The organism is Zunongwangia atlantica 22II14-10F7, assembly GCF_002094855.1.
Classification (GTDB): domain Bacteria; phylum Bacteroidota; class Bacteroidia; order Flavobacteriales; family Flavobacteriaceae; genus Zunongwangia; species Zunongwangia atlantica.
This window is the reverse complement of record NZ_ARYN01000007.1, coordinates 97,258-123,046: the sequence shown is the minus strand read 5'-3', so window position 1 is coordinate 123,046 and position 25,789 is coordinate 97,258. Positions and strand designations below refer to the sequence as shown.

The window sequence follows — 25,789 nt, the reverse complement described above, 5'->3', positions numbered from 1 at the left end:
AATTATATAGTGACTAGTCTACATCAAATCTTAGACCTAAAGAGAAATTATTAAGCTCTGTATTTGGGCTGGCAAAAATAGGGTTAAGATCATATTTTGCGTAAAGTGCCGTACCACCAAAACTTAAATATGCACTTAAACCATACACAAATTCGTTAGTATTAAAACTGCTTTTATCCTTTCTCTTTTGATCATCGCCATCATTAAATTTTAGCTTTTGGCGTTCTCCAATATTAAAACCGGCATAACCTCCAAAACCAATTTTTATCTGATCCTCTGTAGAAAACTTTCTACGACCTTTATCATATCTGTTTGCGTAAGGCCCAATTTCAAAATGAATTGGCACAACAAGATTATCCATTCTAAATTTCGATTTATCCAAATCGTACTCAAATTCTTCTAGTCTGGTGATATCGCCATCCTGCACAAAATAGCGGTTATCTGTAGGTTTTAATCCGTTTAACTGAAACGACAATCCGTATTTCACTCTTAACCAATTGGTATTTTCGAAGACTCTGGTGGTCCACGCCCAACCAATTTCAAAAAATCGACTTCCTGCCAGTTTAAAATCTGAATTATTTATAGATTGACCACTTTCTAAAGCATTATTGAAACCAAAGGCAAGTACAAAATCATTGCGAGTTCTCTTTTCGACCATTCGCTCTTCTTTATCCGGGGTATCTATATCTAAATTAAATTTCCCCTTCGACAAATTAATTTCAAGATAAGTTCCAGACTCTTTATTACGCTCAGCCATCGCAACTTCATTTTCGATAATTACAATACGATTTTTGATATTTTCAGCTGCTAATTTTGCTGCTTCCTTTTTCTCCTTTTCTGCTCTTTCTTTATCATACCAGCCACTTTCCAGATTTTCATTAATTCTCTGAATCTCCTTTTTAAGTTTTTCTTTCTCCTCTTCTGTAGCAATCCTAATTCTCTCATCTTTGATTTTCTGTACTCGAGCAATCGAATCTGTAGTATGTTGCTCTTTCTCGGCTGTAGTTTCCTGAGCCTCCATACTGCCAATGGCAAAAGATGAAATTAAGAAGGCAAAATAGATGATAATTGTTTTCATAATAAGTATTAGTTTTTAGTGTCTTAAAGCTTAAGCTCTAAAACAGATTGATGAATGACCCTTTGTTTTGGGTAATGATATTTAATGGTTTATTGTGCGTTACTTAATCTAGTGCGACTGCATTTTTAGCTTTAGAATAGCCTTCTTTTAGCAATTGAAAGATCTTATCTCTAAAGGATTTCTCGATTTCGTGTTCGGCTTCTGCCAGTAAAGCTTCAGCACTATATGGATTGGCAAATTCTTTTTGAAAATCCTGATCCAGATCGCTCGCTGCTGCTAGTAATAAAGCATTAACCTCTGCATCACTAACAGAATCTTCACTATTTGCTTCTAGAGATCTTATCACTTCTTCTAATTTATTCTGAATCAAATTCTCGTTTTGCGCAATAAAATCTTCTTCCGTTTTAGTAGGATTTATAAAATTAGGGTTGATTTTATCGATTTTCGGTATTATTTGTTCTGAAGTTTCTGTCTTCACTCCTTGTACATCGATCGTTGCTACACCTATTTCATTATGCTCCGGGAATATTTTTTCTGAATCTTTTTTAAGCTGATTTTGGATATTTTCAGGCGTAGTTTTTTCAGTTTCTTCATTAATTTCTTCCTTCACTTCTTCCGCAGCAATAGCCGAATTATTTTCTTTTTCTTCTGAAGTAATTCCTGAATTTTCTACTGGTTTTGTGATTTCTTCTGAAGTTTTTTCAGAAGGTGTATCTACAATTTGTTCTTCTATAGTTCCATTTTCAGACTTCAGCATAAAACCACCTACAGAAATAGCAATTACAAGTAAAGCTGCAATCCCCAACCACCATTTTTTATTCGATTTTTGTCGATTTTCGTTTTCGTCTAATCGCGCATTAAGCTTTTCCCAACTCGATACGGACGGAGAAATACGACGCTCTTCCAACTGCTCCTTTATATGCTCTTCAAATTTAATTGGCGCCATAACCTGTTCCTTTATTCGTTAATTTTTCCTGTAATAATTTTCTCGCTTTAAAAAGCTGAGATTTAGAAGTTCCTTCAGTAATATTTAGCATTTTAGAAATTTCCTGATGCTTATAACCTTCTACCGCATACAACACAAAAACCATTTTATAACCTTCAGGCAAATCGTCGATAAGCTGCTGTATATGCGCTACGCTTAGTTGCTCGTCGATGTTATTAGAACTTTCTGTATAATTACTAAACTCATCTTCCTGAAATTCGAGATTCTTTTTCTTCCGTAGAAAACTTATCGCTTCCCTAATCATAATCCTGCGAACCCAACCTTCAAAACTTCCCTCGAACTTAAAATCCTTTAAATGCGTAAAGACTTTAAAAAAGGCGCTTAGCATTACATCTTCGGCATCGTGTAAATCTCTAATATACTGCCGGCAAACACTAAGCATTTTACCCGAGTGAATCTCATACAGCTTTTGTTGCGCTTCGCGATTGTTTTGCGCAGCACGTTTTATAAGCTGAGATTCGTTTTTAAAAAGTTGAATTACTTTCACCTGATGATCTTAATTTCCCTAATAAAGGTTTAAGTTTCCCTAAGCTTGCCTCGAACTCCATGGCCTGCATTAAAGTTCTTAAATAAATGATGTTTTTCTTGATCGCCATCTTACCAAAAGACCTTCTATTTACATAGACGCAGAAAAGTTACAAAAGGTTGCCCGGGTTTTAATTTTTTTTGAAAGTTTTTAAATATGGGCATCAATTCTTAATCTTGTATCTTTGCGAAACACTTGTTTTATAATGGCTGAAGAGAATTTAACCCGAATAAATAAATTTTTAAGTGAAGCTGGATATTGTTCCAGAAGAGCTGCAGATAAACTTATCGACCAGGGACGCGTAACCATAAATGGTGTTGTTCCTGAAATGGGAACAAAAATAGCTCCCGGAGACGAAGTTAGGGTAGATGGTAAATTAATTGCCATAGAAGAAAAGGAAAAGCCAAATGTATACATCGCATTTAATAAACCTGTAGGAATTGTTTGTACAACAGATACAAAACGCGAGAAAAATAATATTATAGACTACATTAATTATCCTGAACGTATTTTCCCTATTGGCCGTTTAGACAAACCCAGCGAAGGATTGATCTTTTTAACCAGCGATGGTGATATCGTGAACAAAATTCTTCGTGCGCGCAACAATCACGAAAAAGAATATATAGTCAAAGTTAACAAACCAATTCAGCCAGATTTCGTTAAAAAAATGAGTAACGGTATTCCAATTTTAGATACCGTGACCAGAAAATGTTTTGTAGAGCAAACAGGCGAAAAGGAATTCAGGATCATCTTAACACAGGGACTTAATCGCCAAATTAGGCGAATGTGTGAGTATTTAAACTACGAAGTGACAAAACTTAAGCGTATTAGAATTATGAATGTTCCGTTGGATGTTCCTATTGGGAAATGGCGATATATCACTGAAGATGAGCTTAAGGAGATCGATCGTTTGGTAAATACCTCATCCAAAACCGAGGAAGCTTCTCATTTTTCCGAAGAAAAGAAAAGTACAAAACCTAACGGAATTAAACCTAAGAATCCTTACAAAGGTAAACGCCCTCGCAGAAAATCTTAACAGAGAATTAGCGAAAATCCTGATTTGTATATCGTTTATCTTCCTATTTTTAATAGAAAAAGATGGCGAAACGCATAAAGAATCAGGATCAATACGAAGCTTTACGGGAACAAGGTTACAGTAAAGAAAAGTCGGCCAGAATAGCGAATACAGAAGACTCTGGCGAAAAAGGTGGCGCTGCTAAAAAATATGAAGATCGCACTAAAGAAGATCTTTATCAGCAGGCTAAAAAAGTGGGAATTGAAGGACGCTCTAAAATGACCAAAACCGAATTAATAAAAGCACTAAGAAATAACTAATATGAAAGTACAACCATTTCATCTGGCAATACCAGTTTACGATCTAAAAGCTTGTAGAAAATTTTACAGAGAAACCTTAGGTTGCGGCGAAGGAAGAAGTAGTGACCATTGGGTGGACTTCAACTTTTTTGGGCATCAACTGGTAATTCACTACAAACCAAAAGAAGAAATTGCCAGCGAACACAGCAATCCGGTAGACGGTAAAGATGTTCCGGTACCTCATTTTGGTGTAGTTTTAGAATGGGATGTATTTCAGGAATTCGCTAAATTACTAGAGTCTAAAAATATTAATTTTATTATTGAACCTTATATTAGGTTTGAAGGCCAGGTTGGCGAACAAGCTACGATGTTTTTTAAAGATCCTTGCGGCAATGCATTGGAATTTAAATCTTTTAAAAATATGGATCAGCTTTTTGCCAGCTAAAATCAAAACATATTACAAATACTACTAACTAATCATATATGAATAAATTAAGACCAGCTCTGGTACGGCAGATTTTTGTCTTATTGCTTATTCTATTCTTGGGAATTTTAATTTTCCGCGAGCTTGTTCCTTACCTCACTGGCATATTAGGGGCTATAACTTTATACGTGTTAATGGCCGGTTGGATGGAAAAATTACTTCAAAAAGGATGGAAACCATCTATTGCCGCAAGCTTACTAATGCTTGGTTCTTTTATAGGGATACTTATTCCTGTAAGTGGAATTATTATCATGCTTACTTCAAAAATAGGCAAGGCGGTTAATAATTCTGAAATGGTTGTTTCAGCATTAAAAGATCAGCTACAACATTTAGAAGAATATGTAGGTTACGACATTACTAGTGCAATAGATACTTCTGCAATATCCAGTTGGGTATCTACTAGTCTACAAAATTTAGCAGGAGGAACTTTCAATGTTTTTGTTGCCATAGGCTTAATGTACTTTATGCTCTATTTTATGCTAATTAATCGCGAGCAAATGAAGAAAGCTCTTATCGATTATATCCCACTTGGAAAAGCAAACTTAAGCACAATAGCTAAAGAGAGTAATTTACTGGTAAAATCTAATGCGCTGGGGATTCCTTTAGTGGCCTTTGTTCAAGGACTAATTGCACTTATTGGATATTTAATTTTGGGGGTTCCAGACCCATTTTTTTGGTTTGCAATTACAGCAATAGGCTCTATGATTCCTTTTATTGGTACAGCTATAGGTATTGTACCAACCACCATACTATTATTTGCCGATGGGCAAAACTGGCAAGCTATAGCTCTTGTAATTTATGGTGTTGTGGTAGTAGGCTCTACAGATAATTTAATTAGAATAATGATTCTAGATCGATTAGCTAAAGTACACACATTAATAACGCTGGTAGGGGTGATTGTAGGTGTACAGATATTTGGATTTATAGGATTAATATTTGGACCTTTAATGGTTTCCCTGTTTTTACTTATTCTTAAAATCTATAAGAAAGAATACGGAAACGAGAATGACAGATTATAATTAAAACTAACTAACAAAAACTAAAAATATGTTCAGCAAAAAGAAAAAAGAAGTTAACGAAGAATACTTTAAAGAAGGAGTGGTGAGTGTTAGCGAAGGTGATGTAGAGCTTGCTGCTGAATCGCAGGAAGAAGTTGCCGATAAAATCATCAATTCTGGTATGCTAAAAAAATATACTGAAATTGGTAAATTAATGTACGCCATGCTTAACGATTACCGAAAAGGAATCTATAAAGACGTTCCGTGGTTTACTATTGCTGCCATCGCCTTTTCATTTTTATATATTCTGAATCCTCTAGACGTAGTTCCAGATTTTATTCCCGGCTTAGGTTATATCGATGATTTTGCAATCATAACTTTTGCCATTCGGTTTATTGAATCTGATATTCATAAATACCTGGACTTTAAGCTAGATGAAACTGCTTAACAATCCATTCTCACTCTCTCTAATTTCTCTAATTTCTTCAGCCACTTAACCCGAAGCCTAGTAAACTACCTCGGGGCATTCATGTGCTAGAAACAAATTTTTAATTTCGAGGCAAGCCTCAGAGTATTACAGCCTTTCTCGGTGCCACTAAATAAATCTCGTTTAATACTTCGTTTCTTACCCAACTGATATTCCTGAAATACTTTAGGCTGAAATTCGATATTTTCAGCTTATTTTTTTTAAGAATTTGAGTGTTTTCTTTGGAATAAAAAAGCTCATCAATTTTCATTTACAAACATTTGAAATATTTTCAAATCAATCAATAGTCTGATATTTATCATAAAAGTTAATACCATAAATGCCGAATTTTAATGTCCTAAATTCGACATCCTATGTGGTTTTTATTAGCTACAGTAACAATTCCCGGCGTTTTAATATTGCTTAGCCCGCCAACCTGCAATTATTCATTTTCCAGGCTAAACTTCAGTTTTTTTTACTCGATTTTCAATAAAATTTCCCAGTATAATTTCTATCTGAAACAATTCAATTTGTTCTTTCAGGAGAATCCGATTTCAGTAAGAATTGCAGATTTAAAATTCCGTAGAAAAACATCGAATTTCAGTTTTATAGTGCCATCAAATTTTCAAAAATCCAACATACAACTACTTATTGAATCACATTTACAAAAATCAAACAACAATGATCATCTATTTTAAAAATGCCCTAACCCGAAAGAACCTCATGGCGTTAACCGGCCTGTTTCTTTCATTCTTTTTAATCATTCATCTTTTAGGGAATCTTCAATTATTGCTTCCGGAAGAACAGGCACAGTTACAGTATAATGCATACAGCCACTTCTTATCAGGAAACATCGTTATTAAGCTGGTTTCCTATGTACTTTACGCCTGCATTCTTTTGCACACCTTAGATGCCATTTATCTTGGCATTAAGTCGAAGAGGGCAAACGGACAAAAGCTTTCAAGAGATCGAAGATCTAGAGCAAGCTCCTGGCAATCTCGAAATATGATGTTTTTAGGCATCATTATTTTTCTCTTTCTGGTAATTCATTTTAAAGATTTCTGGTATCAATACAAGTTTGGGAATGTACCGTTTGATGAAAATGGGAATAAAGATCTTTATACGCTTGTTGTAAATGCTTTTGATAATATTTGGTATATTTTGTTGTACTCCATTTCCTTTATCGCTCTTGGATTTCACTTAATTCACGGTGTTGCCAGCGCACATAGAAGCCTGGGATTGTACCATCCATTTTATGCCAGACTGGTAAAAATATTTGGATATTTTTTCTCTATCGCTATCACACTGGGATACCTAATCATTCCTATCATTATTTATATAAAACATTAAGTTATGCATACGCCTTTTTTAGACACTAAAATACCTGAAGGCCCACTTGAAAAAAAATGGAGCAATTATAAAAAGCATGCGAAACTGGTTAACCCCAACAACCGGAAAAAGCTGGAAATTATAGTGGTTGGCACGGGGCTCTCTGGAGCATCGGCTGCAGCTTCTCTTGCTGAAATGGGATACCAGGTAAAAAGTTTTTGTTTTCAAGACACTCCAAGAAGAGCACACTCGGTTGCTGCACAAGGTGGTGTAAATGCTGCTAAGAATTACAAAAATGATGGTGATAGCGTATACCGAATGTTTTACGACACCTTAAAAGGAGGTGATTTTAGATCTCGGGAAGCCAACACTTACCGATTAGCTGAATGTTCTGCTAGTTTAATCGACCAGGCTATTGCACAGGGAGTTCCTTTTGCTCGTGAATATGGCGGCTACTTAAGAAATAGATCTTTTGGTGGTGTTCAGGTCTCACGAACTTTTTATGCTCGTGGACAAACAGGACAACAATTACTTTTGGGTGCCTACCAGGGATTAATGCGGCAGGTAAAAGCTGAAAAAGTAAAACTTTACGCTCGGCACGAAATGCTAGATCTGGTTTTAATAGACAACAAAGCAAAAGGAATTATTGCACGGAATTTAGACACCGGAGAAATAGAGCGTCATGGTGCTCATGCGGTAGTATTGGCAACTGGTGGCTTTGGAAAGATTTATTACCTCTCTACTTTAGCAATGGGATGTAATGCATCTGCCATTTGGCGTGCGCACAAAAAAGGAGCTTTTATGGCTAATCCCAGCTGGACGCAAATTCACCCGACATCCTTACCACAAAGTGGACCTTATCAATCTAAACTAACCTTAATGTCTGAATCACTTCGGAATGATGGGCGTATCTGGGTTCCTAAAGATCAGAACGAAAAACGCAAACCTAATGACATCCCAGAAGAAGATCGTGATTATTATTTAGAACGTAAATATCCATCTTTTGGGAATCTTGCACCACGTGATATAGCCTCACGGGCTGCGAAGGAACAGATCGATGCTGGTAAAGGTGTTGGCGCACTTAAAAACGCTGTTTACCTCGATTTTTCTCGTGCTCTAAAAGAATATGGAAAAAATATTATTAAAGAGCGTTATGGAAATCTCTTTGATATGTACCGAAAAATCACCGGCATTAATGCCTATGATGAACCTATGAAGATCTCGCCTGCGGCTCACTTTTCGATGGGGGGATTATGGGTAGATTATGAGTTAATGACCAGTATAAACGGACTTTTTGCTATTGGGGAAGCTAATTTTTCAGATCACGGGGCGAATCGTCTTGGAGCAAATTCACTTTTGCAGGCTTGCGTTGATGGCTATTTCATTTTGCCTTACACGCTTTCTAATTATTTGGCTACTGAAATTAAAGTTCAAAAAACCGATATTCAGCATAAAGAATTTGATATTGCTGAAGCCAATTGCAGAAAACAACTGGAAGGCTTTTTAACTACAAAAGGATCTAAAACAGCAGAAGAATTCCACAAAGAACTGGGAAGAGAACTTTACGATAAATGCGGACTGTCACGTTCTAAAAAGGGTCTGGAAAAAGCGATCGAAAATATTCAGAAATTAAGAAAAGAATTCAAATCCAATTTGATCGTTCCCGGGGATGCTGCTGAAGTAAATAGCGAACTGGAAAAAGCCGGCCGGGTTGCAGATTATCTTGAAGTAGCCGAGTTAATGTGTATCGATGCACTACAACGTGACGAATCTTGTGGCGCTCATTTTAGGCAAGAATATCAAACTGAAGATGGAGAAGCAAAACGTGATGACGAGAACTTCTCTTATTCGGCTGCATGGGAATGGACCACAAATCCTTCTAAGCCAAATTTGAATAAAGAACCACTAATTTTTGAATTCGTAAAACCTACAGTTAGAAGCTACAAATAACCAAGCTTCATAATTGTAAATTTTAACCACTAAAATGTATTCTGATGAAAATATATTTAAAAATATGGCGCCAAAAAGATAATCTCAGCAAAGGAAGTTTTAAAGATTACACCGTTGAAGATGTAAATAAAGACATGTCTTTTCTCGAAATGCTGGATACCCTAAACCTTAAATTGGTAAAACAGGGAGAAAGACCTGTAGAATTTGATCATGATTGCCGTGAGGGAATTTGCGGGCAATGCGGTGTTATGATTAATGGAATTGCCCATGGGCCATTAAAAAATACCACCACCTGCCAGCTGCACATGCGATCTTTTAAAGATGGGGATACCATTTATGTAGAACCTTTTAAAGCTGAAGCTTTCCCAATCGTTAGGGATTTAAAAGTAGACCGCTCTTCTTTAGACCGAATTATAACTTCAGGTGGATTTGTTTCTGTAGACACTGGCCAGGCTCCAGAAGCCAACAGTATTCCGATTACTTACGAGGAAGCTGAAGCTGCATTCGATGCTGCCGCCTGTATTGGTTGCGGTGCTTGTGTTGCGAGTTGCAAAAATTCTAGTGCTGCTTTGTTTACCGGAGCGAAGATCACTCATTTAGAACTTTTACCACAAGGCCAGAAAGAAACGCATAAACGTGTTGCTGAAATGGTAGAACAAATGGAAAAAGAAGGCTTTGGCCATTGTAGTAATACAGAAGCCTGCCAGGTAGAATGCCCGGAGAACATTTCAGTATTAAATATTGCCAGAATGAATTTTGAATACAACAAATCGAAACTATTAGTAAAAAAATAAAGACTGAACTATAAGTCGATTTTCGATATTTTGAACATCTTTTTTTATACTGAAATTGAACATAAATTTCAGAAAACAAAAAACCTCACATTTAGAAGATGTGAGGTTTTATTATTTAAGACTACAAACGTATTATTTGCTTTCTTTTCTTTGTCTGTGACGTTCTCTTGCAAGTAAGGTATTCTTAAGCAACATAGAAACCGTCATTGGTCCTACTCCACCAGGAACCGGAGTGATAAATGAAGCTCTTTTGCTTACATTTTCAAAATCTACATCTCCTTTAATAATATAGCCTTTTTCAGCATTATCATCGGGTACACGAGTAATCCCAACATCAATAATCACCGCATCATCCTTAATCATTTCTCCTTTTAAGAAATCTGGAATTCCTACCGCAATGATAATAATATCGGCCTGAGAAGTGATTTGGGTAATGTTTTTAGTGAATTCGTGCGTAAGTGTTACGGTTGAGTTTCCTGGGAAACCACTTCTTCCCATTAAAATACTCATTGGGCGACCTACGATATAACTTCTACCAATTACAACGGTATGCTTACCTTTAGTAGGAATATCATAGCGCTCCAAAAGCTCTAAAATCCCGAATGGTGTTGCCGGAATAAAAGTCGTCATATCCAATGCCATTTTTCCAAAATTAGTAGGATGGAAACCATCTACATCTTTATCTGGATCTACAGCATTTAAAACTTTTTGCGTATCGATTTGCGGTGGTAATGGCAACTGAACGATAAAGCCATCGATATCATCATTTTGGTTTAGCTCTTCGATCTTATCTAAAAGTTCGATCTCGCTAATGGTAGATGACATTCTGAAAAGTGAAGACTCAAAACCTACTCTTTCACAAGCCTTTACCTTGCTATTTACGTAAGTTTTACTTGCCCCATCATTTCCTACAATAATAGCAGCAAGATGTGGCACTTTTTCACCACGCTGCTTCATTTTTTCAACTTCAGCAGCGATCTCGTTTTTGATATCGTTACTTACTTTTTTACCGTCTAAAATTGTCATTATTACAGTTATCAGTTTGCAATAGCAGTTGGCAGATTAATCTCCCGCGCCAAACTTTCCGGGATTATTTATCATGAAATTTAATAAACGTCCTATTTCCTGACTCGCTTCTAAAAACTCGTTCTTAGTTTCTTTAGAAATATAAGCACAAGAATATGCAAAATCTATCCAGGTTTGTGTTTCTGCATTTTCTGCATCACAGTCTGACAGCTTACTTATAAAATGTTTTGGATATTTACGTTTTCTATAAGCTTCAGCAATAATTGCACATACCGATCTGGAACTTCTTCTTGTTTGATCTGTAAGTGAATACCTTTCTTCAGCAGGAAATGATTTAGATTCTTCAAAAATCCGCATATCCAGTGCAAAAGCTTTTTGATAAACAATTAAAGATCTAAAATCCATAATTTCAAAAATTAAAACTTTTTACTGCCTACTGAGACTGCATTAGCGCTAACTGAATTAACGCATTCCTTTCATCATATTCATCATCTGGCGGCCACCGCCTCCCTGCATCATCTTCATCATTTTACCCATCTGGTTGAATTGCTTCAACAACTGATTCACTTCCTGTACAGAAGTTCCAGATCCCTTTGCGATTCTCTTCTTTCTACTAGAATTAATGATTTTTGGCGTACTTCTTTCATCTGGCGTCATCGAATGGATAATCGCTTCGATACCTTTAAAAGCATCATCGTCGATATCTACATCTTTAAGCATTTTACCAGCTCCAGGGATCATTCCAAGAAGATCTTTCATAGATCCCATTTTTTTGATCTGCTGAAGTTGCTTTAAGAAATCATCAAAACCAAAGGCGTTTTTAGCGATTTTCTTCTGAAGTTTTCTCGCTTCCTCTTCATCATATTGTTCCTGTGCACGCTCTACAAGAGACACAACGTCTCCCATCCCTAAGATCCTATCAGCCATACGAGAAGGATAGAACACATCGATAGCGTCCATTTTCTCCCCTGTACCAATAAATTTAATAGGCTTATTTACTACAGATTTAATTGAAATCGCCGCACCACCACGAGTATCTCCATCTAATTTAGTTAGAATTACTCCGTCGAAATTTAAACGATCATTAAATGCTTTAGCTGTATTTACCGCATCCTGTCCCGTCATTGAATCTACTACGAACAAAGTCTCGTGAGGTTCTATGGCAGTGTGAATGTTTGAAATTTCGGTCATCATCGCTTCATCTACAGCAAGACGACCAGCGGTATCGATAATCACTACATTGTGACCATTTTCTTTAGCATGTGCAATTGCAGCTTTAGAAATTGCCACAGGATCCTGATTCCCCTCATCACTAAAAACCTCAACACCAATCTGCTCTCCTACTACATGCAACTGGTTAATCGCTGCAGGACGGTAAACATCACAGGCCACTAAAAGTGGTTTCTTTGTTTTTTTATTTTTAAGGTAGTTAGCCAACTTACCAGAAAAAGTTGTTTTACCACTACCCTGTAAACCAGACATCAAAATCACTGAAGGATTTCCGCTAAGATTTACTCCGGCAGCCTCGCCTCCCATCAATTCTGTAAGCTCGTCTTTTACAAGCTTTACCATTAATTGACCGGGCTTTAAGGCAGTTAATACATTCTGACCTAAAGCTTTTTCCTTTACAGTATTGGTAAATTCTTTTGCAATTTTATAGTTAACATCGGCATCAACAAGGGCGCGACGCACCTCTTTAAGCGTTTCTGCAACGTTTACTTCGGTTATTTGTCCATGTCCTTTTAAGACATGTAAGGCACTATCTAACTTATCACTTAAATTATCAAACATATGCTTTCCTGTAGTTTAAGATTTCCGCCATTGTGATAACGGGTTTGCAAATTTAATGATTTGGTAGTGAAGTGAAAAGTTTTTTATCCTCACTAATTGCTTAAGAATCGATTTTATCCAGAACTTTCAAAAAATTATAAAAAACAAGGGCTGAAATTGTACAATTTCAGCCCTTGTTTTTTTGGTTCTATTTTTAAAATTTCGATTTACATTCTATCAGGAACCTGGATTCCTAATAAACCAAACGAACTTTTAATGATATTGGCAACCACCTTAGAAAGTTGTGTTCTTAATTGTCTTTCCATATCCTTTTCGGCTCCAAGAATCGAGACATTTTGATAAAATGAATTAAATTCTTTTACCAAATCGTAAGTATAATTGGCAATTAGCGCCGGACTATGATTTTCTGCCGCCAATTGAATCGTTTCTGGATATAGCTGAATTTGCTTGATAAGCTCTTTTTCTTTATCCTGAAGTTCATACTCGCTTACCAGCTGAGATTCGTATTCAAAATCGGCTTTTCTTAAGATCGACTGAATTCTGGCGTGTGTATATTGAATAAACGGACCAGTATTTCCCTGAAAATCTACAGATTCTTCAGGATTAAATAAGATTCGTTTTTTAGGATCTACTTTTAAAATATAGTATTTAAGTGCTCCTAAACCGATCATTCGGTAAAGCTCTTCTTTTTCTTCTTCACTTAAACCATCTAATTTTCCTAATTCTTCAGAAATAGTTCTGGCAGTTTCAGTCATTTCCTGGATTAGATCATCAGCATCAACCACAGTACCTTCCCTACTTTTCATTTTTCCGCTAGGAAGATCAACCATTCCGTAGCTTAAATGATATAAATATTCTGCCCAGGCAAAGCCTAGCTTTTTCAGAATTAAGAATAAAACTTTAAAATGATAATCCTGCTCGTTACCAACGGTATAAACCATTCCGTTAATAGCAAAATCTTCTACACGCTGAATTGCGGTACCAATATCCTGGGTCATATAAACCGCAGTACCATCACTACGCAAAACGATCTTTTCATCTAAACCTTCATCGGTTAGATCGATCCAAACGCTACCATCTTCTTTTCTATAAAAAACGCCGTTTTCCAGACCTTTATTTACTACATCTTTTCCTAAAAGATACGTGTCACTTTCGTAATAATTCTTATCGAAATCTACGCCAAGTGCTTTATAAGTTTCTTCAAAACCATCGTAAACCCATTGGTTCATGGTTTTCCAAAGTTCTACAACATCTTTATCCCCAGCTTCCCACTTACGAAGCATTTTCTTAGCTTCTAATAAAATGGGTGCTTCAGCTTTTGCCTCTTTTTCGGTTTTACCTTCAGCAATTAACTGTTCTATTTCCTTTTTATATTCCTGGTCGAACTTCACATAATAATTACCAACCAGCTTATCTCCTTTTAACCCGGTAGATTCTGGTGTTTCGCCATTTCCAAAACGTTGCCATGCCAGCATCGATTTACAGATATGGATTCCACGGTCGTTAATAATCTGTGTTTTATAGACTTTATTACCGGCAGCTTCTAAAATTTCAGCAACTGAAAATCCTAATAAATTATTACGAATATGGCCTAGATGAAGTGGTTTATTAGTGTTTGGAGATGAATATTCTACCATGATCTTTCTGGCATCTTCTACATCTTTTACAAAACCATAATCTACATCATTCTTAATCTCATTGAAAAAATCAAGGTAATAGGCATCGTTAAGAACGATATTCAAAAATCCTTTTACCACATTAAAGCGGTTAACAATAGTTACGTGTTCCTGCAGGTAATTCCCTATTTCTTCGCCAAGTTTTACGGGATTGGTTTTTACCTGTCTTAACATTGGGAAACAAACCACAGTAATATCGCCCTCAAAATCTTTTCTTGTTGGCTGAAATTCTACCGTTTCCAGAGTTACATCGTAAATATTTTGCACTGCGTCTTTTACGTAGGCAGTTAGCATTTCCTGAATATTCATTATTTCTTGTTTTTCACTCACTTAGTGAGATTAAAATTTTAAGCCTGAAAGCTCCAATATCAACAATAATCGAAAACATTTAAACTTCCTTGTTTCTTAAAACCACTAAGAGAATAACCAAAGTAGCTTATAAAAACGCTGCAAAGATAACAGAAATTGAGCTTTAAGCTAAAGCTTGTATTGCAAATCCTTTAATTTGAATCAAACAGAGGTAATTAACTGCTAACTGCCGGAAGTTTCTTATCTTAAAAGAAAAAAATGCTACTGAATGTTTCTTATAATAATCCAGACATTAAAGAGAAGATCGATCGTGAAGTTGGTAAAACCCTAACTCTTGTAGATCGATTTAAATTGAAAGGTAGTGGATCGCCACGCTTAATAATCACATCGGTTAGCATAGACATCCATAATTTACTGGTCTTAGATAACAACCGAAATACCTGCAATATCGAAATTAGACCTAACGGAATTATCGTAAGATTTAGATCCCTGTTAGAAACTTATGCTTTGGTGATTCCTTTTTGGAAATTAAAAATTTATAAAGGTAAAGCCCAGGAATATTCGATTTATCGTGACAATTATTTTATTAAAGTAGAAGCTAAAGATCAAAATGTGCATGATTTCTTTAAAAAACTAATCGATTATAGAGGCCAGAATGCTCCTACTCGTATCGAAGATCTATAAGTTAGATTTAAATAATGCAAAGACGGCGAATTGATAATTGTTTACTGATTATTGTCTCTTGAAACTCACTTAACATTGCCGCTTTAAATATCGATTTTTGATAATCTAAGGCTAATTTTTATTTAATATCCAGAGATTGCACTTGGCGCATATTTGCCGAAAAAATTATGGATCTGTTTATCTATGTTTTTGCGGCTTTATTTTCGGTGATCAATCCGCTTGGCACTATTCCTATTTTCGTAGGATTAACTACCGAAGACACCGCAAAAGAACGCTCCAAGACTTCACTGCTTACGGCAATCAATATTTTTGTAATTCTTACGATCTGCTTTTTTAGCGGTAGGTATATTTTACAATTCTTCGGGATAAGTATCGAATCTTTGCGTATCGCCGGCGGCTTAATTATCGTAACTTCTGGATTTGCATTGCTTACCGGGTCGTTTTCCAAACACAAAGGAATGAATGAACGTGTGAAAGATGATGCGCACCAACGTGAAGGTATTTCTTTAACTCCGCTTGCGATCCCAATGCTTGCTGGGCCGGGCTCGATTTCTCTTTTAATCGGGATGTATGAGGATTACAGTTTAACTTCTGAAAAACTGATCACGATTTTAGCGATTTTCGCCGTATGTCTTTCAACTTTTTTAATGCTGAAAAGTGCACACTATATCGCTAAATATCTAGGCGCTTCAGGAATAAACGCGATTTCAAGAATTATAGGATTTATAGTAATTGCGATCGGGATAGAATATATAAGCTCTTCAGTAATGACGGTTCTGGGAATTACCTTCAGCAATAATTAATTTTGTTTAACGCTTTCCAAAAGCAAGACCAGCAATAAGCGCCAGCAATCCAAATCCCATCATCGCATAAGATTGGGTATTATCGCCTTGCGCTTCAACCGTAATAGGTCCGGCTTCTAAAGAAACTTCCGGAGAAATTAAGGTATATAAACCATATCCAACCAATCCTATCCCAATAACTAAAAGTGAGATTTTCAGGACGTTATTCATTTTATAAAGTTTTATTAATCCTAAGGTAAGGTAGTAATTAAAATACTAATTTGAGAAGAATAATATTTAAAAGCGTCCATATTTTATGCGAATCTTACTTACCGGTGCCAATGGTTATATAGGAATGCGATTGCTGCCTGAACTTATTGAACAGGGACACGAAGTAATTTGTGCCGTTCGCAACAAGAACAGGTTTTCTAGCAAAGAATTGATCGACCAGGTAGAGATCGTTGAAATTGATTTTTTAGAAGATTCAGAAACTCCTGAAAAAATCAAGAATATCGATATTGCATATTACCTGATCCATTCGATGAGTGGGAATAACAAAGATTTTGACAGTCAAGAAGCTGAAGCCGCCAAAAACTTTAATAAACTAATGAGCCAAACCAGCGTTAAACAGGTAATTTACCTAAGCGGAATGGTAAATCAGGATAAACTTTCCAAGCATTTAAAATCTCGTAAAGCGGTTGAAGATATACTCTATAAAGGTGATTTTCATCTTACTGTTTTACGTGCTGCCATTATTGTTGGTTCTGGAAGTTCTTCTTTCGAAATTATTCGGGATTTATGCGAAAAGTTACCGGTAATGGTAACTCCGCAGTGGGTGCGCACAAAATGTCAGCCTACAGCTATTAGAGATGTGATCAAGTTTTTAACCGGAGTAATTGGTCATGAAGAATGTTATGACCAGTCATTTGATATTGGTGGTCCAGATATTTTAACCTACCAGGAAATGATGGAGAAATATGCTGAAGTACGCGGACTTAAAATTTGGATTTTGAGTGTACCGGTAATGTCTCCAAAACTTTCTTCGTACTGGTTGTATTTTGTAACCTCAACATCTTACAAGTTAGCGCAAAATCTTGTGGATAGCATGGAGGTTGAAGTTATCGCTCGTGATGATAAATTGGCAAGAATCTTAAATATTGAAACCATTTCTTATAGAGAAGCTATAGAAATGGCCTTCTATAAAATTGAACAAAATCAGGTAATTTCAAGCTGGAAAGATTCATTAAGCAGTGGGCGATTTAAAAAAGAGCTTAACAAATACATAAAAGTCCCTACCTATGGTTGTCTTTTAGACAAGCAACAAAAGAAAACCGATAATTCTGAAGAGGCTTTGAAACGAATTTGGTCTATCGGCGGACTTAATGGGTGGTATTACGGAAACTGGCTTTGGAAAATTAGAGGCTACCTGGATAAAGTTGCAGGCGGAGTTGGTTTGCGTCGCGGTCGTACGCATCCTACAGAACTTGCTCCCGGAGATTCTTTAGATTTTTGGCGCGTTCTTTTAGCTGATAAGGAAGAAAAGCGATTACTTCTGTTTGCTGAAATGAAAGTTCCTGGCGAAGCCTGGTTAGAATTTTGTATTGATGAAGATAACATAATTCACCAAACAGCAACTTTTAGACCTAAAGGTTTGTTGGGAAGAATGTACTGGTATTCGATGTATCCATTTCATTATTTTATCTTTGATGGAATGATCACGAAGATCGCCAATGCCAAATCTGAAAAACAACTCGCTAATTAACTTTAAAAAGTTTAATACTGAAATCAAAAACAATCCGCTGTTTTATTGCGCCGGGTTGATATTGTTTATTTTTTCGGTATTTATTTTTTCTTTTACTGCGGAATTTTACTCGTTTATCGACACTGCTTCGATTTGGGTACGAGAATTTTTTGGTGAGTTTTACTTATGGTTGGGCTTAGCCTGTGTGCTTTTTCTTTTAATAATTGCCTTTTCGAAATACGGAAGAATCCGTTTAGGGAATTCTCCACCGCAATTCGACCGACTATCATGGATCGCGATGCTTTATAGCGCGGGGATGGGTGCAGGGATTTTACTGCGGGCGGTACAGGAACCGGTTTATATGTATCAAAATCCGCCATTAAAAACTGGTTATTCTAATGATATTATTGCTTTAGAATTTACTTTCTATCAATGGGGATTTACAGCCTGGGCGTTCTATGGGATATTCGCTCTTTTTATTGGCTATTCTTTATTTGTTCGAAAAAACAATATTCTACTCGGCGGCAGTTTACCTCAGCTTAAAAAAATAAAAGGAATTCCTCAAAGCATCGATCTTTTAACGATTTTGACCACAGTTTTTGGTTTGGTTGCTGCTATTGGACTTGGAACTACGCAAATTGAGGGTGGTATTAGTCATCTTACCACAAAAGATCCCGGAACTCTTTGGATTGTCATAGCGTTAGTTTTTCTAATCTGTTTACTTGCATTTTTTTCAGCTTACGCGGGCGTAGAAAAAGGAATTAAGCGAATTTCAAACTGGAATATTTACAGCACTATTGCGTTATTGATCTTTGTTTTTCTACAAGCCGATATTGTTGAAATTTTAGAGCAATTTTTAACGGCAACCTGGTATTACATCAAAGACTTTTTTCAGCTGAGTTTAGCTATTGGCGATTTTAATCCCGGAAAACAATTTTTAACCGACTGGACATATTATTACTGGGCATTTTGGCTGGCCTGGGCACCCTTCACCGGAATTTTTATTGCAAGAATCTCACAAGGGCGTACAATACGTGAGATGATATTGGGCGTTTTAATCCTGCCTTCTCTAGGAAGCTTTTTATGGTTTAGTGTTTTTGGTGGCTCTTCATTTCATCTTATTGAAAATATGCCGAGTTACGATGGAGAGTTCAGCAACGTGTTTACGTCGATCTTTAATTTCCTCGAATATTTTCCGCTTTCTAATATTACAAATATCGTGACCGTTCTATTGCTGATTAGCTTTTTGGTGACCTCGGTAGATTCGGCTATCTATGTGTTAAGTATGTTTAGCGATAAAGGCAATGAAAATCCTAAAAAGAAATACCGCCTGGTTTGGGCGGTATTGATTCTTATTTTTTCTGAAGCTATTATTCTATTGGGAAATGTAAAACCAGAAAACGACGTTTTAGACGCCATGCAAAAATTCCTGATCATTGGTTCACTCCCCTTTGCCGTTTTCACGGCAATAATGATGCTTCTATTCGTTATCGAAATTCGAAAGAAAAGACTATGATTTTGGCAAGAAAACCTCAGCAAGCATACATCTTGCACTACCGCCACCACAGGTTTCGATCACGTTAAGATCACTACTTAAAATCTCTGAATACTTTTCGATCTTCGCTACCTGATCTGGCGTTAAACTTTGGTGAGCACGCTCGCTCATTACCAAATACTTTTTATCAAAAGCACCACGAACCTGCAGCATATTCCCTGCGAATTGATGCATTTGCTCTTCAGAAATAACTATCAATTCTTTATGATCCTGCTTTAAATGCTTCAGCACATTTTTACGTTCTTTCGCATCATCTATAGAATCCAGACAAATTACAGCAAACTCTTCAGCAACACACATCATCACGTTAGTGTGATAAATTTGCTTTCGCTTCCCTTCTACTGTTTGATACGCATTAAAAATTACCGGAGTAAATTCAAAATCTTCACAAAATTCGATCAAAAGATCCTCATCAGCTCTTGGTGATAATGCACAATAAGCTTTTTCGTTTTCACGATCTAAGATTAAACTTCCTGTACCTTCAAGAAAAATATCATCATCTTCTGCAGAAGTATAATCGACGATATTGGTGATTTTAAAGCCTTCTTCTTCAAGATTCGCAAAATAATCTAATCGACGCTCCTTTCGTCGATTTTCAGCAAACATAGGATACAATGCGATCTCTCCATTTTCATGAAAAGATACCCAGTTATTCGGGAAAATGGAATCTGGCGTATTGTCTTCAGCAACATCATCTACAACTACGACCTTTACCCCAACACTTTTCAGTTTAGCTACAAAAGCATCAAACTCGGCCTTCGCTTCTGTATTTACATCTTTCCCTTTTAGGTTTTTCTGAAAATAATTATTTACCGCCGTCTCTTCATTCATTCTAAAAGCTACTGGACGCACCATTAAAACGGTATCTGTAATCTGTTTCATTTTAATCTCTAATTAAGGGTAAAGTTGAACAACGCAATAAACCTTCCTGCTTTGCGATTTGAGAGTAAGGAACTTCTTCTACGGTAATTCCATGAGAACGAAGCCAATCATTTAAACGTTTAAATTTTTCTTCGGAAATAACCACATTTTCAGAAATAGAAAATATGTTCGAATTCATATTATACATCTCATCTTTGGTAATTTCGAAGATGTTTTTTTCACCAAACAGGTTAACCAGCCATTGATATTCTTTAGAATCCAAAAAGCCACCTTTGTAAATAATAGCCTTGTCTTTTCCTACCGGCTGAAAGCAACAATCCAAATGAAGTGCGTTTTCTTTTGGATCTACATTGCTCTTTTTAAGATTGAAGGAAACTACCTTTTTTTTCGGAAATAATTCCTGAAGTGCTTTTACAGCCTGTGTATTTGTCCTGGCCGTAATATAATCTGGATAATCATCGCCACTATAAGTTCCAACCAAAATGTAATCGCCAAAAGGCATTACATCACCTCCTTCGATATGCGCCTCTTCTGGAAGTTTTACGATTTTCTCTGGAGCAATCTGGTCGATCACATGCTGAATCGCTTTGATCTCTTTTTCGCGATCTGGAAGAATGTTTGCTTTTACAAATTTATCTTCGATCACAAAGGCGATATCTCGAGTAAAAATCTGGTTGTAATTTTCGATAATCTGGGGACGAAAAACTTCTACATCATATTTCTTCAAAACATTTGCTACCGCTTCCATCTCTTTTACCATATCTTCTTCTTGCGGGTATGTACCAGCTTTGATATGCTCTATAGATTTTGGATCGTAAGCTTCATCAAGTTCGGGCGCTCCACCGTTACTTTTAGCGGTACCTAAAACAACTGCTCTAAGCCTAGAAGTTTCATTATTGATCTTTAAGTGCATCACTAAAAATTTTTCCAAATATAGAAAAAGCCCCATTTAATAATGGAGCTTTTTAAATTATTTATAATTGAGAAAAGATTATCTCTCGTCTACTGATTTAAATTCTCTTAGGTTTTCTCCTACGTAAATTTGGCGTGGTCTACCAATTGGTTCTTTTTTAAGTCTCATTTCTCTCCACTGAGCGATCCATCCAGGAAGACGACCTAAAGCAAACATTACGGTAAACATTTCTACTGGAATACCTAAAGCTCTGTAAATAATACCAGAATAGAAATCAACATTAGGATATAATTTTCTTTTTACGAAGTAATCATCTTCTAAAGCTTCTTTTTCTAAACCTTTAGCGATATCCAATACTGGATCTTCAATACCTAAACCTCCAAGAACTTCGTCTGCAGATTTCTTAATGATTTTAGCACGTGGATCGAAATTTTTGTAAACACGGTGTCCAAATCCCATTAAACGGAAAGGATCTTCTTTATCCTTCGCTTTTTGCATGAATTTGTGAGTATCACCACCATCTTGCTTAATTCCTTCTAGCATCTCGATCACTGCCTGGTTTGCACCTCCATGAAGTGGTCCCCAAAGTGCTGAAATACCTGCCGAAATTGAAGCGAATAATCCTGCATGAGAAGAACCTACCATTCTTACTGTAGAAGCTGAACAGTTTTGCTCGTGATCTGCATGAAGAATTAGTAATTTATCTAAAGCCTCAATAACTGACTTATCTACGTTATATTTTTTACCAGGTTTTTCAAACATCATTTCATGCAGGTTTTCTACATATCCTAACGAATCATCACCATAGTTAAGCGGAAGACTGTTTTTCTTTCGTAACGTCCAGGCAACAAGTACCGGGAATTTACCCATAATCTTCACAATTGCTTTATACATATCTTCTTCAGAATCTACATTTACTGAAGAAGGATTAAAAGCAATTAAGGCACTGGTTAAGGAAGAAAGAACGCCCATTGGATGAGCTGATTTTGGAAAACCATCCAAAATTTTCTTCATTTCTTCGTCTACTTCAGACTGCTCCTTAATATCATTAGAAAATTTATCTAATTGTTCTTTATTAGGTAATTCCCCAAAAATCAAAAGATAAGCTACTTCCAGAAAATTTGCCTTTTCAGCAAGGTCTTCGATAGCATAGCCTCTATATCTTAAGATTCCTTTTTCACCGTCTAAAAAAGTGATGGCACTTTCACAACTTCCTGTGTTCTTGTAGCCACGGTCTAAAGTTATCATTCCGGCTTCAGATCGAAGGGTTTTAATATCGATACCCAATTCACCTTCGGTTCCCTCAGTAACAGGAAACTCGTATTTTTTTCCTTGATATTCTAATATAGCTTTATCTGACATTGTATTGAATTACAAAATTTAAATTAATCGATTGCGAATTTAATAAAATCTACGCTTCTATTCAATTAAAACCAAGCAATTATGCTATAATTAACAGGGGTTTCAAGTGATTTAACCTATATAAATATAAGAATCTTTTATGCTGGTAATTTATAAAGTGATTTATAGTAATCATCTACAGATTTCTTCCAGGTAAAACGTTCTTTTTTCGCGTTTTTTTCAATTGCTCTCCACTTTGCTTTGTCTTCAAAAAAGAGATTTAAAATCTGTTTGAAAGAATCTACCATATTCGAGACTTTTTTATCATAGCTTGTTCCATCAAAAACAAAACCGGTCTCCAAATGTTTTACAGTATCGATAAGTCCTCCCGTATAGTGCACTAAACAAGGATGGCCATTACGCATTGCCAACATCTGGCTAATACCGCAAGGTTCAAATAAACTTGGCATGAAATAAAGATTGGTTTCTAGATATATACTATCAATAACATCTTCAGATTGGCCATTTATAAATAAAAAGTTTTTCTTCTCGTGGCTTATTTTACGTAAAAGCTCTTCATATTCTGGCGCTCCCGTTCCAAGAAGTATAAATATTCCGTTTACTTCATCAAGAAGATCAAGTATTTCTAAAAAGGCTTCTGGAGAACGTTTAAAGAAGTAAAATTTCTGCTCTGTAAGTCTTGCTACACTAGAACATACAAATTCTGGCTTTCTTTTTAAATAAGGCATTACTTTCTCTCCTGTATGCGCAAGAAAATCGGCTTTATATTTTTTAGATTCCTGCTGCATCCATTTAAAGATTGCTGAAGCAATATTAAAATACAAGTTGTTTTTTCTTGCTCTACGGATATTTCTATAATTACAGCCGTTAAGAATTCCTATGAATCTACCCTCTCTATCTGCTTGCTTTAGATCTTCCTCTAAACCTTCTCCACCAATAAATTCTGGAGGATTACTTGGATAAAGTACGTCTCTCTTATAACTTGGAGAGACTGTATGTACCGCATCGGAAAAACGAATTCCCAAAGCCATCATATTAATACAATCCTGATAGCGTCTATCTTTAAGCTCATCGTAATTAAAATCTACATCTGGAAAGAAATTTTTAATAGATGAATAATTATCAGCGAAAGGACGAATTCCCTGTATTGCTAAATTATGAATACTATAAATCACACGAATACTCTGCAGACATTTAAATTCCTGATGGTATCTTCTTAAGAATAAAACCATGCTTGCATGCCAGTCGTGTAAATGAATTACATCCAGATCTCCAAAAACTCCAATCTTAACGGCCTGGGCTACGGCAGTACAAAAGACAAAATACTTTATAGCATCTGTATAAAATGGTTCATCCAAATCATTATGATAAATATGAGCTATATCTCCGGCCTCAATTTCGGGATGATGAATCACATAGTGAGTAATACCAGGAAAGTCTTTTTTAGGCTTAACCTCGTAGATCTCAGCCATATAATCGACTCCGCGAAGCTTAAACATTAATTTGGAGATAAACTTTGCATTTTGATGCAATCTGGAATAGGAAGGCACCACAACATGAACAGTATCTCCTTTCTGTGAAATTTGCCTGGGCACATCACGTATTACGTCACCCATGCCTCCTGCTTTGCAATGGGGAATAGCATCATTTTCTGAAGCTACAAATAGGAAATTATGCATTGAAATCTGGTTAGGATTGGTTAGAACATTTATTCCGGAAAAGTTAATTATTAATCTTCAAACATTTGATTAAAAGAATATTAAATTAAAATAAAAAAGCCTTTCAAATAAATGAAAGGCTTTTTCTAAATAAAATCGTATAAAAAATACTTATTTCACTTTGAAAGCTTTCTCTTTAGGGAAATAAGCAACACTTCCTAATTCTTCTTCAATTCTAATTAACTGATTGTATTTTGCCATACGATCACTTCTTGAAGCAGAACCAGTTTTGATTTGTCCCGTGTTTAATGCTACTGCTAAATCTGCAATAGTATTATCTTCAGTTTCTCCTGAACGGTGAGACATTACTGATGTATAACCTGCATTGTGTGCCATATTTACAGCAGCGATAGTTTCAGTTAAGGTACCAATTTGGTTTACTTTAATAAGAATAGAGTTTGCAATTCCTTCTTCGATACCTCTAGATAGACGCTCAACATTTGTTACGTAAAGATCATCTCCAACAAGTTGAACTTTATCACCAATTTTATCTGTAAGGGCTTTCCAACCATCCCAGTCATTTTCGTCCATACCATCTTCAATAGAAATGATTGGGTATTTAGAAGCTAACTCAGCAAGATATTCAGCCTGTTCTTCGCTTGTACGAACAACACCTTTATCACCCTCAAATTTAGCATAATTGTATTTACCATCTTCATAGAATTCAGCTGAAGCACAATCTAAAGCGATCATTACTTCATCTCCTCCTTTGTATCCAGCTTTCTCGATAGCTTTTAAAATAGTTTCTAAAGCATCTTCAGTTCCATCTAAAGTTGGAGCAAATCCACCTTCATCACCAACAGCAGTACTTAAACCTCTATCGTGTAATACTTTTTTAAGATTATGGAAAATTTCTGTTCCCATTTTTATTGCTTCTGAAAAGCTTGCAGCTTTCACTGGCATAATCATGAATTCCTGAAAAGCAATAGGAGCATCACTGTGAGACCCACCATTAATAATGTTCATCATTGGCACAGGAAGTGTGTTTGCACTTACACCACCAACATAACGGTATAACGGAAGACCAAGTTCGTTTGCAGCCGCCTTAGCAACTGCAAGAGATACACCTAAAATTGCGTTAGCGCCTAACTTAGATTTGTTTGCAGTTCCATCAAGCTCGATCATTGCCTGGTCGATTAAATTCTGCTCGAAAACTGAATATCCAAGTAATTGCTCTGCAATTTTAGAATTTACGTTTTCTACGGCAGTAAGAACACCTTTACCCATAAAGTCTTTCCCACCGTCGCGAAGTTCTACAGCCTCATGCTCACCTGTAGAAGCTCCAGAAGGAACAGCTGCCCTTCCTAATATTCCGTTTTCTGTGATTACATCTACTTCAACAGTAGGGTTACCTCTGGAGTCAAAAATTTGACGTGCATGAATATTTACTATAGCACTCATAGTC

General features: G+C 36.1%; 25 protein-coding genes. 12 read left to right on the top strand and 13 right to left on the bottom strand.

From position 1 onward, the window contains the following. Positions 1 to 13: 13 nt before the first annotated feature. The 3 genes from IIF7_RS09015 to IIF7_RS09005 form a co-directional block, all read right to left on the bottom strand. Positions 14 to 1,078: a porin family protein gene (locus IIF7_RS09015; protein WP_084841355.1), complete on the bottom strand. Its 1,065-nt coding sequence runs from the start codon at positions 1,076 to 1,078 to the stop codon at positions 14 to 16. A 103-nt stretch (positions 1,079 to 1,181) separates the two neighbouring features. Next, entirely contained in the window at positions 1,182 to 2,024 is an 843-nt protein-coding gene (locus IIF7_RS09010) for a hypothetical protein (protein WP_084841354.1), read from the bottom strand. Further along, the gene (locus IIF7_RS09005) at positions 2,011 to 2,571 is read right to left on the bottom strand and encodes an RNA polymerase sigma factor (protein ID WP_084841353.1); all 561 of its coding nucleotides are present in this window, start codon (positions 2,569 to 2,571) and stop codon (positions 2,011 to 2,013) included. Before IIF7_RS09005 ends, IIF7_RS09010 begins: the two co-directional genes overlap by 14 nt. A gap of 244 nt (positions 2,572 to 2,815) precedes the next feature. On the opposite strand from IIF7_RS09005, the gene rluF reads away from it, so the two are divergent. The 8 genes from rluF (at position 2,816) to IIF7_RS08965 (ending at position 9,945) form a co-directional block, all read left to right on the top strand. Beyond that, positions 2,816 to 3,646 carry a 23S rRNA pseudouridine(2604) synthase RluF gene (gene rluF / locus IIF7_RS09000; protein ID WP_084841352.1) on the top strand — a complete coding sequence of 277 codons (831 nt, stop codon included), beginning with the start codon at positions 2,816 to 2,818 and terminating at the stop codon, positions 3,644 to 3,646. Positions 3,647 to 3,708: 62 nt separating this feature from the next. After that, positions 3,709 to 3,945 (top strand): DUF7218 family protein, encoded by a 237-nt coding sequence (locus IIF7_RS08995; RefSeq protein WP_084841351.1) that lies wholly within the window; start codon positions 3,709 to 3,711, stop codon positions 3,943 to 3,945. A gap of 1 nt (position 3,946) precedes the next feature. Next, positions 3,947 to 4,369 carry a VOC family protein gene (locus IIF7_RS08990; protein ID WP_084841350.1) on the top strand — a complete coding sequence of 141 codons (423 nt, stop codon included), beginning with the start codon at positions 3,947 to 3,949 and terminating at the stop codon, positions 4,367 to 4,369. A 38-nt stretch (positions 4,370 to 4,407) separates the two neighbouring features. Beyond that, positions 4,408 to 5,427 (top strand): AI-2E family transporter, encoded by a 1,020-nt coding sequence (locus IIF7_RS08985; RefSeq protein WP_084841349.1) that lies wholly within the window; start codon positions 4,408 to 4,410, stop codon positions 5,425 to 5,427. 28 nt (positions 5,428 to 5,455) lie between these two features. Further along, positions 5,456 to 5,854 (top strand): YkvA family protein, encoded by a 399-nt coding sequence (locus IIF7_RS08980; protein WP_084841348.1) that lies wholly within the window; start codon positions 5,456 to 5,458, stop codon positions 5,852 to 5,854. Positions 5,855 to 6,553: 699 nt separating this feature from the next. After that, the gene (locus tag IIF7_RS08975; RefSeq protein ID WP_084841347.1) at positions 6,554 to 7,222 is read left to right on the top strand and encodes a succinate dehydrogenase cytochrome b subunit; all 669 of its coding nucleotides are present in this window, start codon (positions 6,554 to 6,556) and stop codon (positions 7,220 to 7,222) included. Between the two features lie 3 nt (positions 7,223 to 7,225). Then, the gene (locus IIF7_RS08970; RefSeq protein ID WP_084841346.1) at positions 7,226 to 9,151 is read left to right on the top strand and encodes a fumarate reductase/succinate dehydrogenase flavoprotein subunit; all 1,926 of its coding nucleotides are present in this window, start codon (positions 7,226 to 7,228) and stop codon (positions 9,149 to 9,151) included. A 44-nt stretch (positions 9,152 to 9,195) separates the two neighbouring features. After that, the gene (locus tag IIF7_RS08965; protein WP_084841345.1) at positions 9,196 to 9,945 is read left to right on the top strand and encodes a succinate dehydrogenase/fumarate reductase iron-sulfur subunit; all 750 of its coding nucleotides are present in this window, start codon (positions 9,196 to 9,198) and stop codon (positions 9,943 to 9,945) included. A gap of 132 nt (positions 9,946 to 10,077) precedes the next feature. Here IIF7_RS08965 and IIF7_RS08960 read toward each other — a convergent pair whose 3' ends face one another. The 4 genes from IIF7_RS08960 to argS form a co-directional block, all read right to left on the bottom strand. Next, positions 10,078 to 10,971, bottom strand: a complete 894-nt coding sequence (locus IIF7_RS08960) for a bifunctional 5,10-methylenetetrahydrofolate dehydrogenase/5,10-methenyltetrahydrofolate cyclohydrolase (RefSeq protein ID WP_084841344.1) — start codon at positions 10,969 to 10,971, stop codon at positions 10,078 to 10,080. A 36-nt stretch (positions 10,972 to 11,007) separates the two neighbouring features. After that, entirely contained in the window at positions 11,008 to 11,376 is a 369-nt protein-coding gene (locus tag IIF7_RS08955) for a four helix bundle protein (protein ID WP_084841343.1), read from the bottom strand. A 57-nt stretch (positions 11,377 to 11,433) separates the two neighbouring features. Further along, positions 11,434 to 12,762, bottom strand: a complete 1,329-nt coding sequence (gene ffh, locus IIF7_RS08950; RefSeq protein ID WP_084841342.1) for a signal recognition particle protein — start codon at positions 12,760 to 12,762, stop codon at positions 11,434 to 11,436. A gap of 206 nt (positions 12,763 to 12,968) precedes the next feature. Further along, complete coding sequence (gene argS / locus IIF7_RS08945; RefSeq protein ID WP_084841341.1) at positions 12,969 to 14,747, bottom strand: arginine--tRNA ligase; 1,779 nt, start codon at positions 14,745 to 14,747, stop codon at positions 12,969 to 12,971. A gap of 258 nt (positions 14,748 to 15,005) precedes the next feature. Between argS and IIF7_RS08940 the strand changes: the two genes are divergently transcribed. Both IIF7_RS08940 and IIF7_RS08935 read left to right on the top strand, forming a co-directional pair. Continuing rightward, entirely contained in the window at positions 15,006 to 15,431 is a 426-nt protein-coding gene (locus IIF7_RS08940; protein ID WP_084841340.1) for a hypothetical protein, read from the top strand. A 167-nt stretch (positions 15,432 to 15,598) separates the two neighbouring features. Further along, complete coding sequence (locus tag IIF7_RS08935) at positions 15,599 to 16,234, top strand: MarC family protein (protein WP_084841339.1); 636 nt, start codon at positions 15,599 to 15,601, stop codon at positions 16,232 to 16,234. Between the two features lie 6 nt (positions 16,235 to 16,240). On the opposite strand, the gene IIF7_RS08930 is transcribed toward IIF7_RS08935, so the two are convergent. Next, positions 16,241 to 16,444 carry a hypothetical protein gene (locus tag IIF7_RS08930; RefSeq protein ID WP_084841338.1) on the bottom strand — a complete coding sequence of 68 codons (204 nt, stop codon included), beginning with the start codon at positions 16,442 to 16,444 and terminating at the stop codon, positions 16,241 to 16,243. An 85-nt stretch (positions 16,445 to 16,529) separates the two neighbouring features. Here IIF7_RS08930 and IIF7_RS08925 point away from each other — a divergent pair, with 85 nt between their 5' ends. Together IIF7_RS08925 and IIF7_RS08920 are read left to right on the top strand one after the other, a co-directional pair. After that, on the top strand, positions 16,530 to 17,975 hold the full coding sequence (locus IIF7_RS08925) for an SDR family oxidoreductase (protein ID WP_084841337.1): 1,446 nt from the start codon (positions 16,530 to 16,532) through the stop codon (positions 17,973 to 17,975). Beyond that, positions 17,944 to 19,470 carry a BCCT family transporter gene (locus tag IIF7_RS08920; protein ID WP_245801596.1) on the top strand — a complete coding sequence of 509 codons (1,527 nt, stop codon included), beginning with the start codon at positions 17,944 to 17,946 and terminating at the stop codon, positions 19,468 to 19,470. Before IIF7_RS08925 ends, IIF7_RS08920 begins: the two co-directional genes overlap by 32 nt. Here IIF7_RS08920 and ctlX read toward each other — a convergent pair. The 5 genes from ctlX to eno all read right to left on the bottom strand — a co-directional run bounded on the left by ctlX (position 19,465) and on the right by eno (position 25,785). Next, complete coding sequence (gene ctlX / locus IIF7_RS08915) at positions 19,465 to 20,391, bottom strand: citrulline utilization hydrolase CtlX (RefSeq protein WP_084841336.1); 927 nt, start codon at positions 20,389 to 20,391, stop codon at positions 19,465 to 19,467. The genes IIF7_RS08920 and ctlX overlap by 6 nt on opposite strands. 1 nt (position 20,392) lies before the next feature. Then, a complete protein-coding gene (locus tag IIF7_RS08910) occupies positions 20,393 to 21,340 on the bottom strand; it encodes a dimethylarginine dimethylaminohydrolase family protein (RefSeq protein WP_084841335.1) in 948 nt (315 codons plus the stop codon). A 42-nt stretch (positions 21,341 to 21,382) separates the two neighbouring features. Then, positions 21,383 to 22,666, bottom strand: a complete 1,284-nt coding sequence (locus IIF7_RS08905; RefSeq protein WP_084841334.1) for a citrate synthase — start codon at positions 22,664 to 22,666, stop codon at positions 21,383 to 21,385. 137 nt (positions 22,667 to 22,803) lie between these two features. Next, positions 22,804 to 24,345, bottom strand: a complete 1,542-nt coding sequence (locus IIF7_RS08900; RefSeq protein WP_084841333.1) for a glycogen synthase — start codon at positions 24,343 to 24,345, stop codon at positions 22,804 to 22,806. Between the two features lie 150 nt (positions 24,346 to 24,495). Next, positions 24,496 to 25,785 (bottom strand): phosphopyruvate hydratase, encoded by a 1,290-nt coding sequence (eno, locus tag IIF7_RS08895; protein WP_084841332.1) that lies wholly within the window; start codon positions 25,783 to 25,785, stop codon positions 24,496 to 24,498. Positions 25,786 to 25,789 lie beyond the last annotated feature (4 nt).

Excerpts from the sequence above, each read along its gene's own strand:
- IIF7_RS08990 (WP_084841350.1), top strand. The coding sequence starts at position 3,947 with ATGAAAGTACAACCATTTCATCTGGCAATACCAGTTTACGATCTAAAA.
- IIF7_RS08980 (WP_084841348.1), top strand. The coding sequence starts at position 5,456 with ATGTTCAGCAAAAAGAAAAAAGAAGTTAACGAAGAATACTTTAAAGAA.
- IIF7_RS08940 (WP_084841340.1), top strand. The coding sequence starts at position 15,006 with ATGCTACTGAATGTTTCTTATAATAATCCAGACATTAAAGAGAAGATC.
- IIF7_RS08955 (WP_084841343.1), bottom strand. The coding sequence starts at position 11,376 with ATGGATTTTAGATCTTTAATTGTTTATCAAAAAGCTTTTGCACTGGAT.
- IIF7_RS08925 (WP_084841337.1), top strand. The coding sequence starts at position 16,530 with ATGCGAATCTTACTTACCGGTGCCAATGGTTATATAGGAATGCGATTG.
- IIF7_RS08995 (WP_084841351.1), top strand. The coding sequence starts at position 3,709 with ATGGCGAAACGCATAAAGAATCAGGATCAATACGAAGCTTTACGGGAA.
- argS (WP_084841341.1), bottom strand. The coding sequence starts at position 14,747 with ATGAATATTCAGGAAATGCTAACTGCCTACGTAAAAGACGCAGTGCAA.
- IIF7_RS09010 (WP_084841354.1), bottom strand. The coding sequence starts at position 2,024 with ATGGCGCCAATTAAATTTGAAGAGCATATAAAGGAGCAGTTGGAAGAG.
- ctlX (WP_084841336.1), bottom strand. The coding sequence starts at position 20,391 with ATGAAACAGATTACAGATACCGTTTTAATGGTGCGTCCAGTAGCTTTT.
- rluF (WP_084841352.1), top strand. The coding sequence starts at position 2,816 with ATGGCTGAAGAGAATTTAACCCGAATAAATAAATTTTTAAGTGAAGCT.
- IIF7_RS08965 (WP_084841345.1), top strand. The coding sequence starts at position 9,196 with ATGAAAATATATTTAAAAATATGGCGCCAAAAAGATAATCTCAGCAAA.
- IIF7_RS08960 (WP_084841344.1), bottom strand. The coding sequence starts at position 10,971 with ATGACAATTTTAGACGGTAAAAAAGTAAGTAACGATATCAAAAACGAG.
- IIF7_RS08970 (WP_084841346.1), top strand. The coding sequence starts at position 7,226 with ATGCATACGCCTTTTTTAGACACTAAAATACCTGAAGGCCCACTTGAA.
- IIF7_RS08930 (WP_084841338.1), bottom strand. The coding sequence starts at position 16,444 with ATGAATAACGTCCTGAAAATCTCACTTTTAGTTATTGGGATAGGATTG.
- IIF7_RS08935 (WP_084841339.1), top strand. The coding sequence starts at position 15,599 with ATGGATCTGTTTATCTATGTTTTTGCGGCTTTATTTTCGGTGATCAAT.
- IIF7_RS09015 (WP_084841355.1), bottom strand. The coding sequence starts at position 1,078 with ATGAAAACAATTATCATCTATTTTGCCTTCTTAATTTCATCTTTTGCC.
- IIF7_RS08985 (WP_084841349.1), top strand. The coding sequence starts at position 4,408 with ATGAATAAATTAAGACCAGCTCTGGTACGGCAGATTTTTGTCTTATTG.
- IIF7_RS08910 (WP_084841335.1), bottom strand. The coding sequence starts at position 21,340 with ATGGGGCTTTTTCTATATTTGGAAAAATTTTTAGTGATGCACTTAAAG.
- ffh (WP_084841342.1), bottom strand. The coding sequence starts at position 12,762 with ATGTTTGATAATTTAAGTGATAAGTTAGATAGTGCCTTACATGTCTTA.
- IIF7_RS08920 (WP_245801596.1), top strand. The coding sequence starts at position 17,944 with ATGCCAAATCTGAAAAACAACTCGCTAATTAACTTTAAAAAGTTTAAT.
- IIF7_RS08975 (WP_084841347.1), top strand. The coding sequence starts at position 6,554 with ATGATCATCTATTTTAAAAATGCCCTAACCCGAAAGAACCTCATGGCG.
- IIF7_RS08900 (WP_084841333.1), bottom strand. The coding sequence starts at position 24,345 with ATGCATAATTTCCTATTTGTAGCTTCAGAAAATGATGCTATTCCCCAT.
- IIF7_RS08905 (WP_084841334.1), bottom strand. The coding sequence starts at position 22,666 with ATGTCAGATAAAGCTATATTAGAATATCAAGGAAAAAAATACGAGTTT.
- eno (WP_084841332.1), bottom strand. The coding sequence starts at position 25,785 with ATGAGTGCTATAGTAAATATTCATGCACGTCAAATTTTTGACTCCAGA.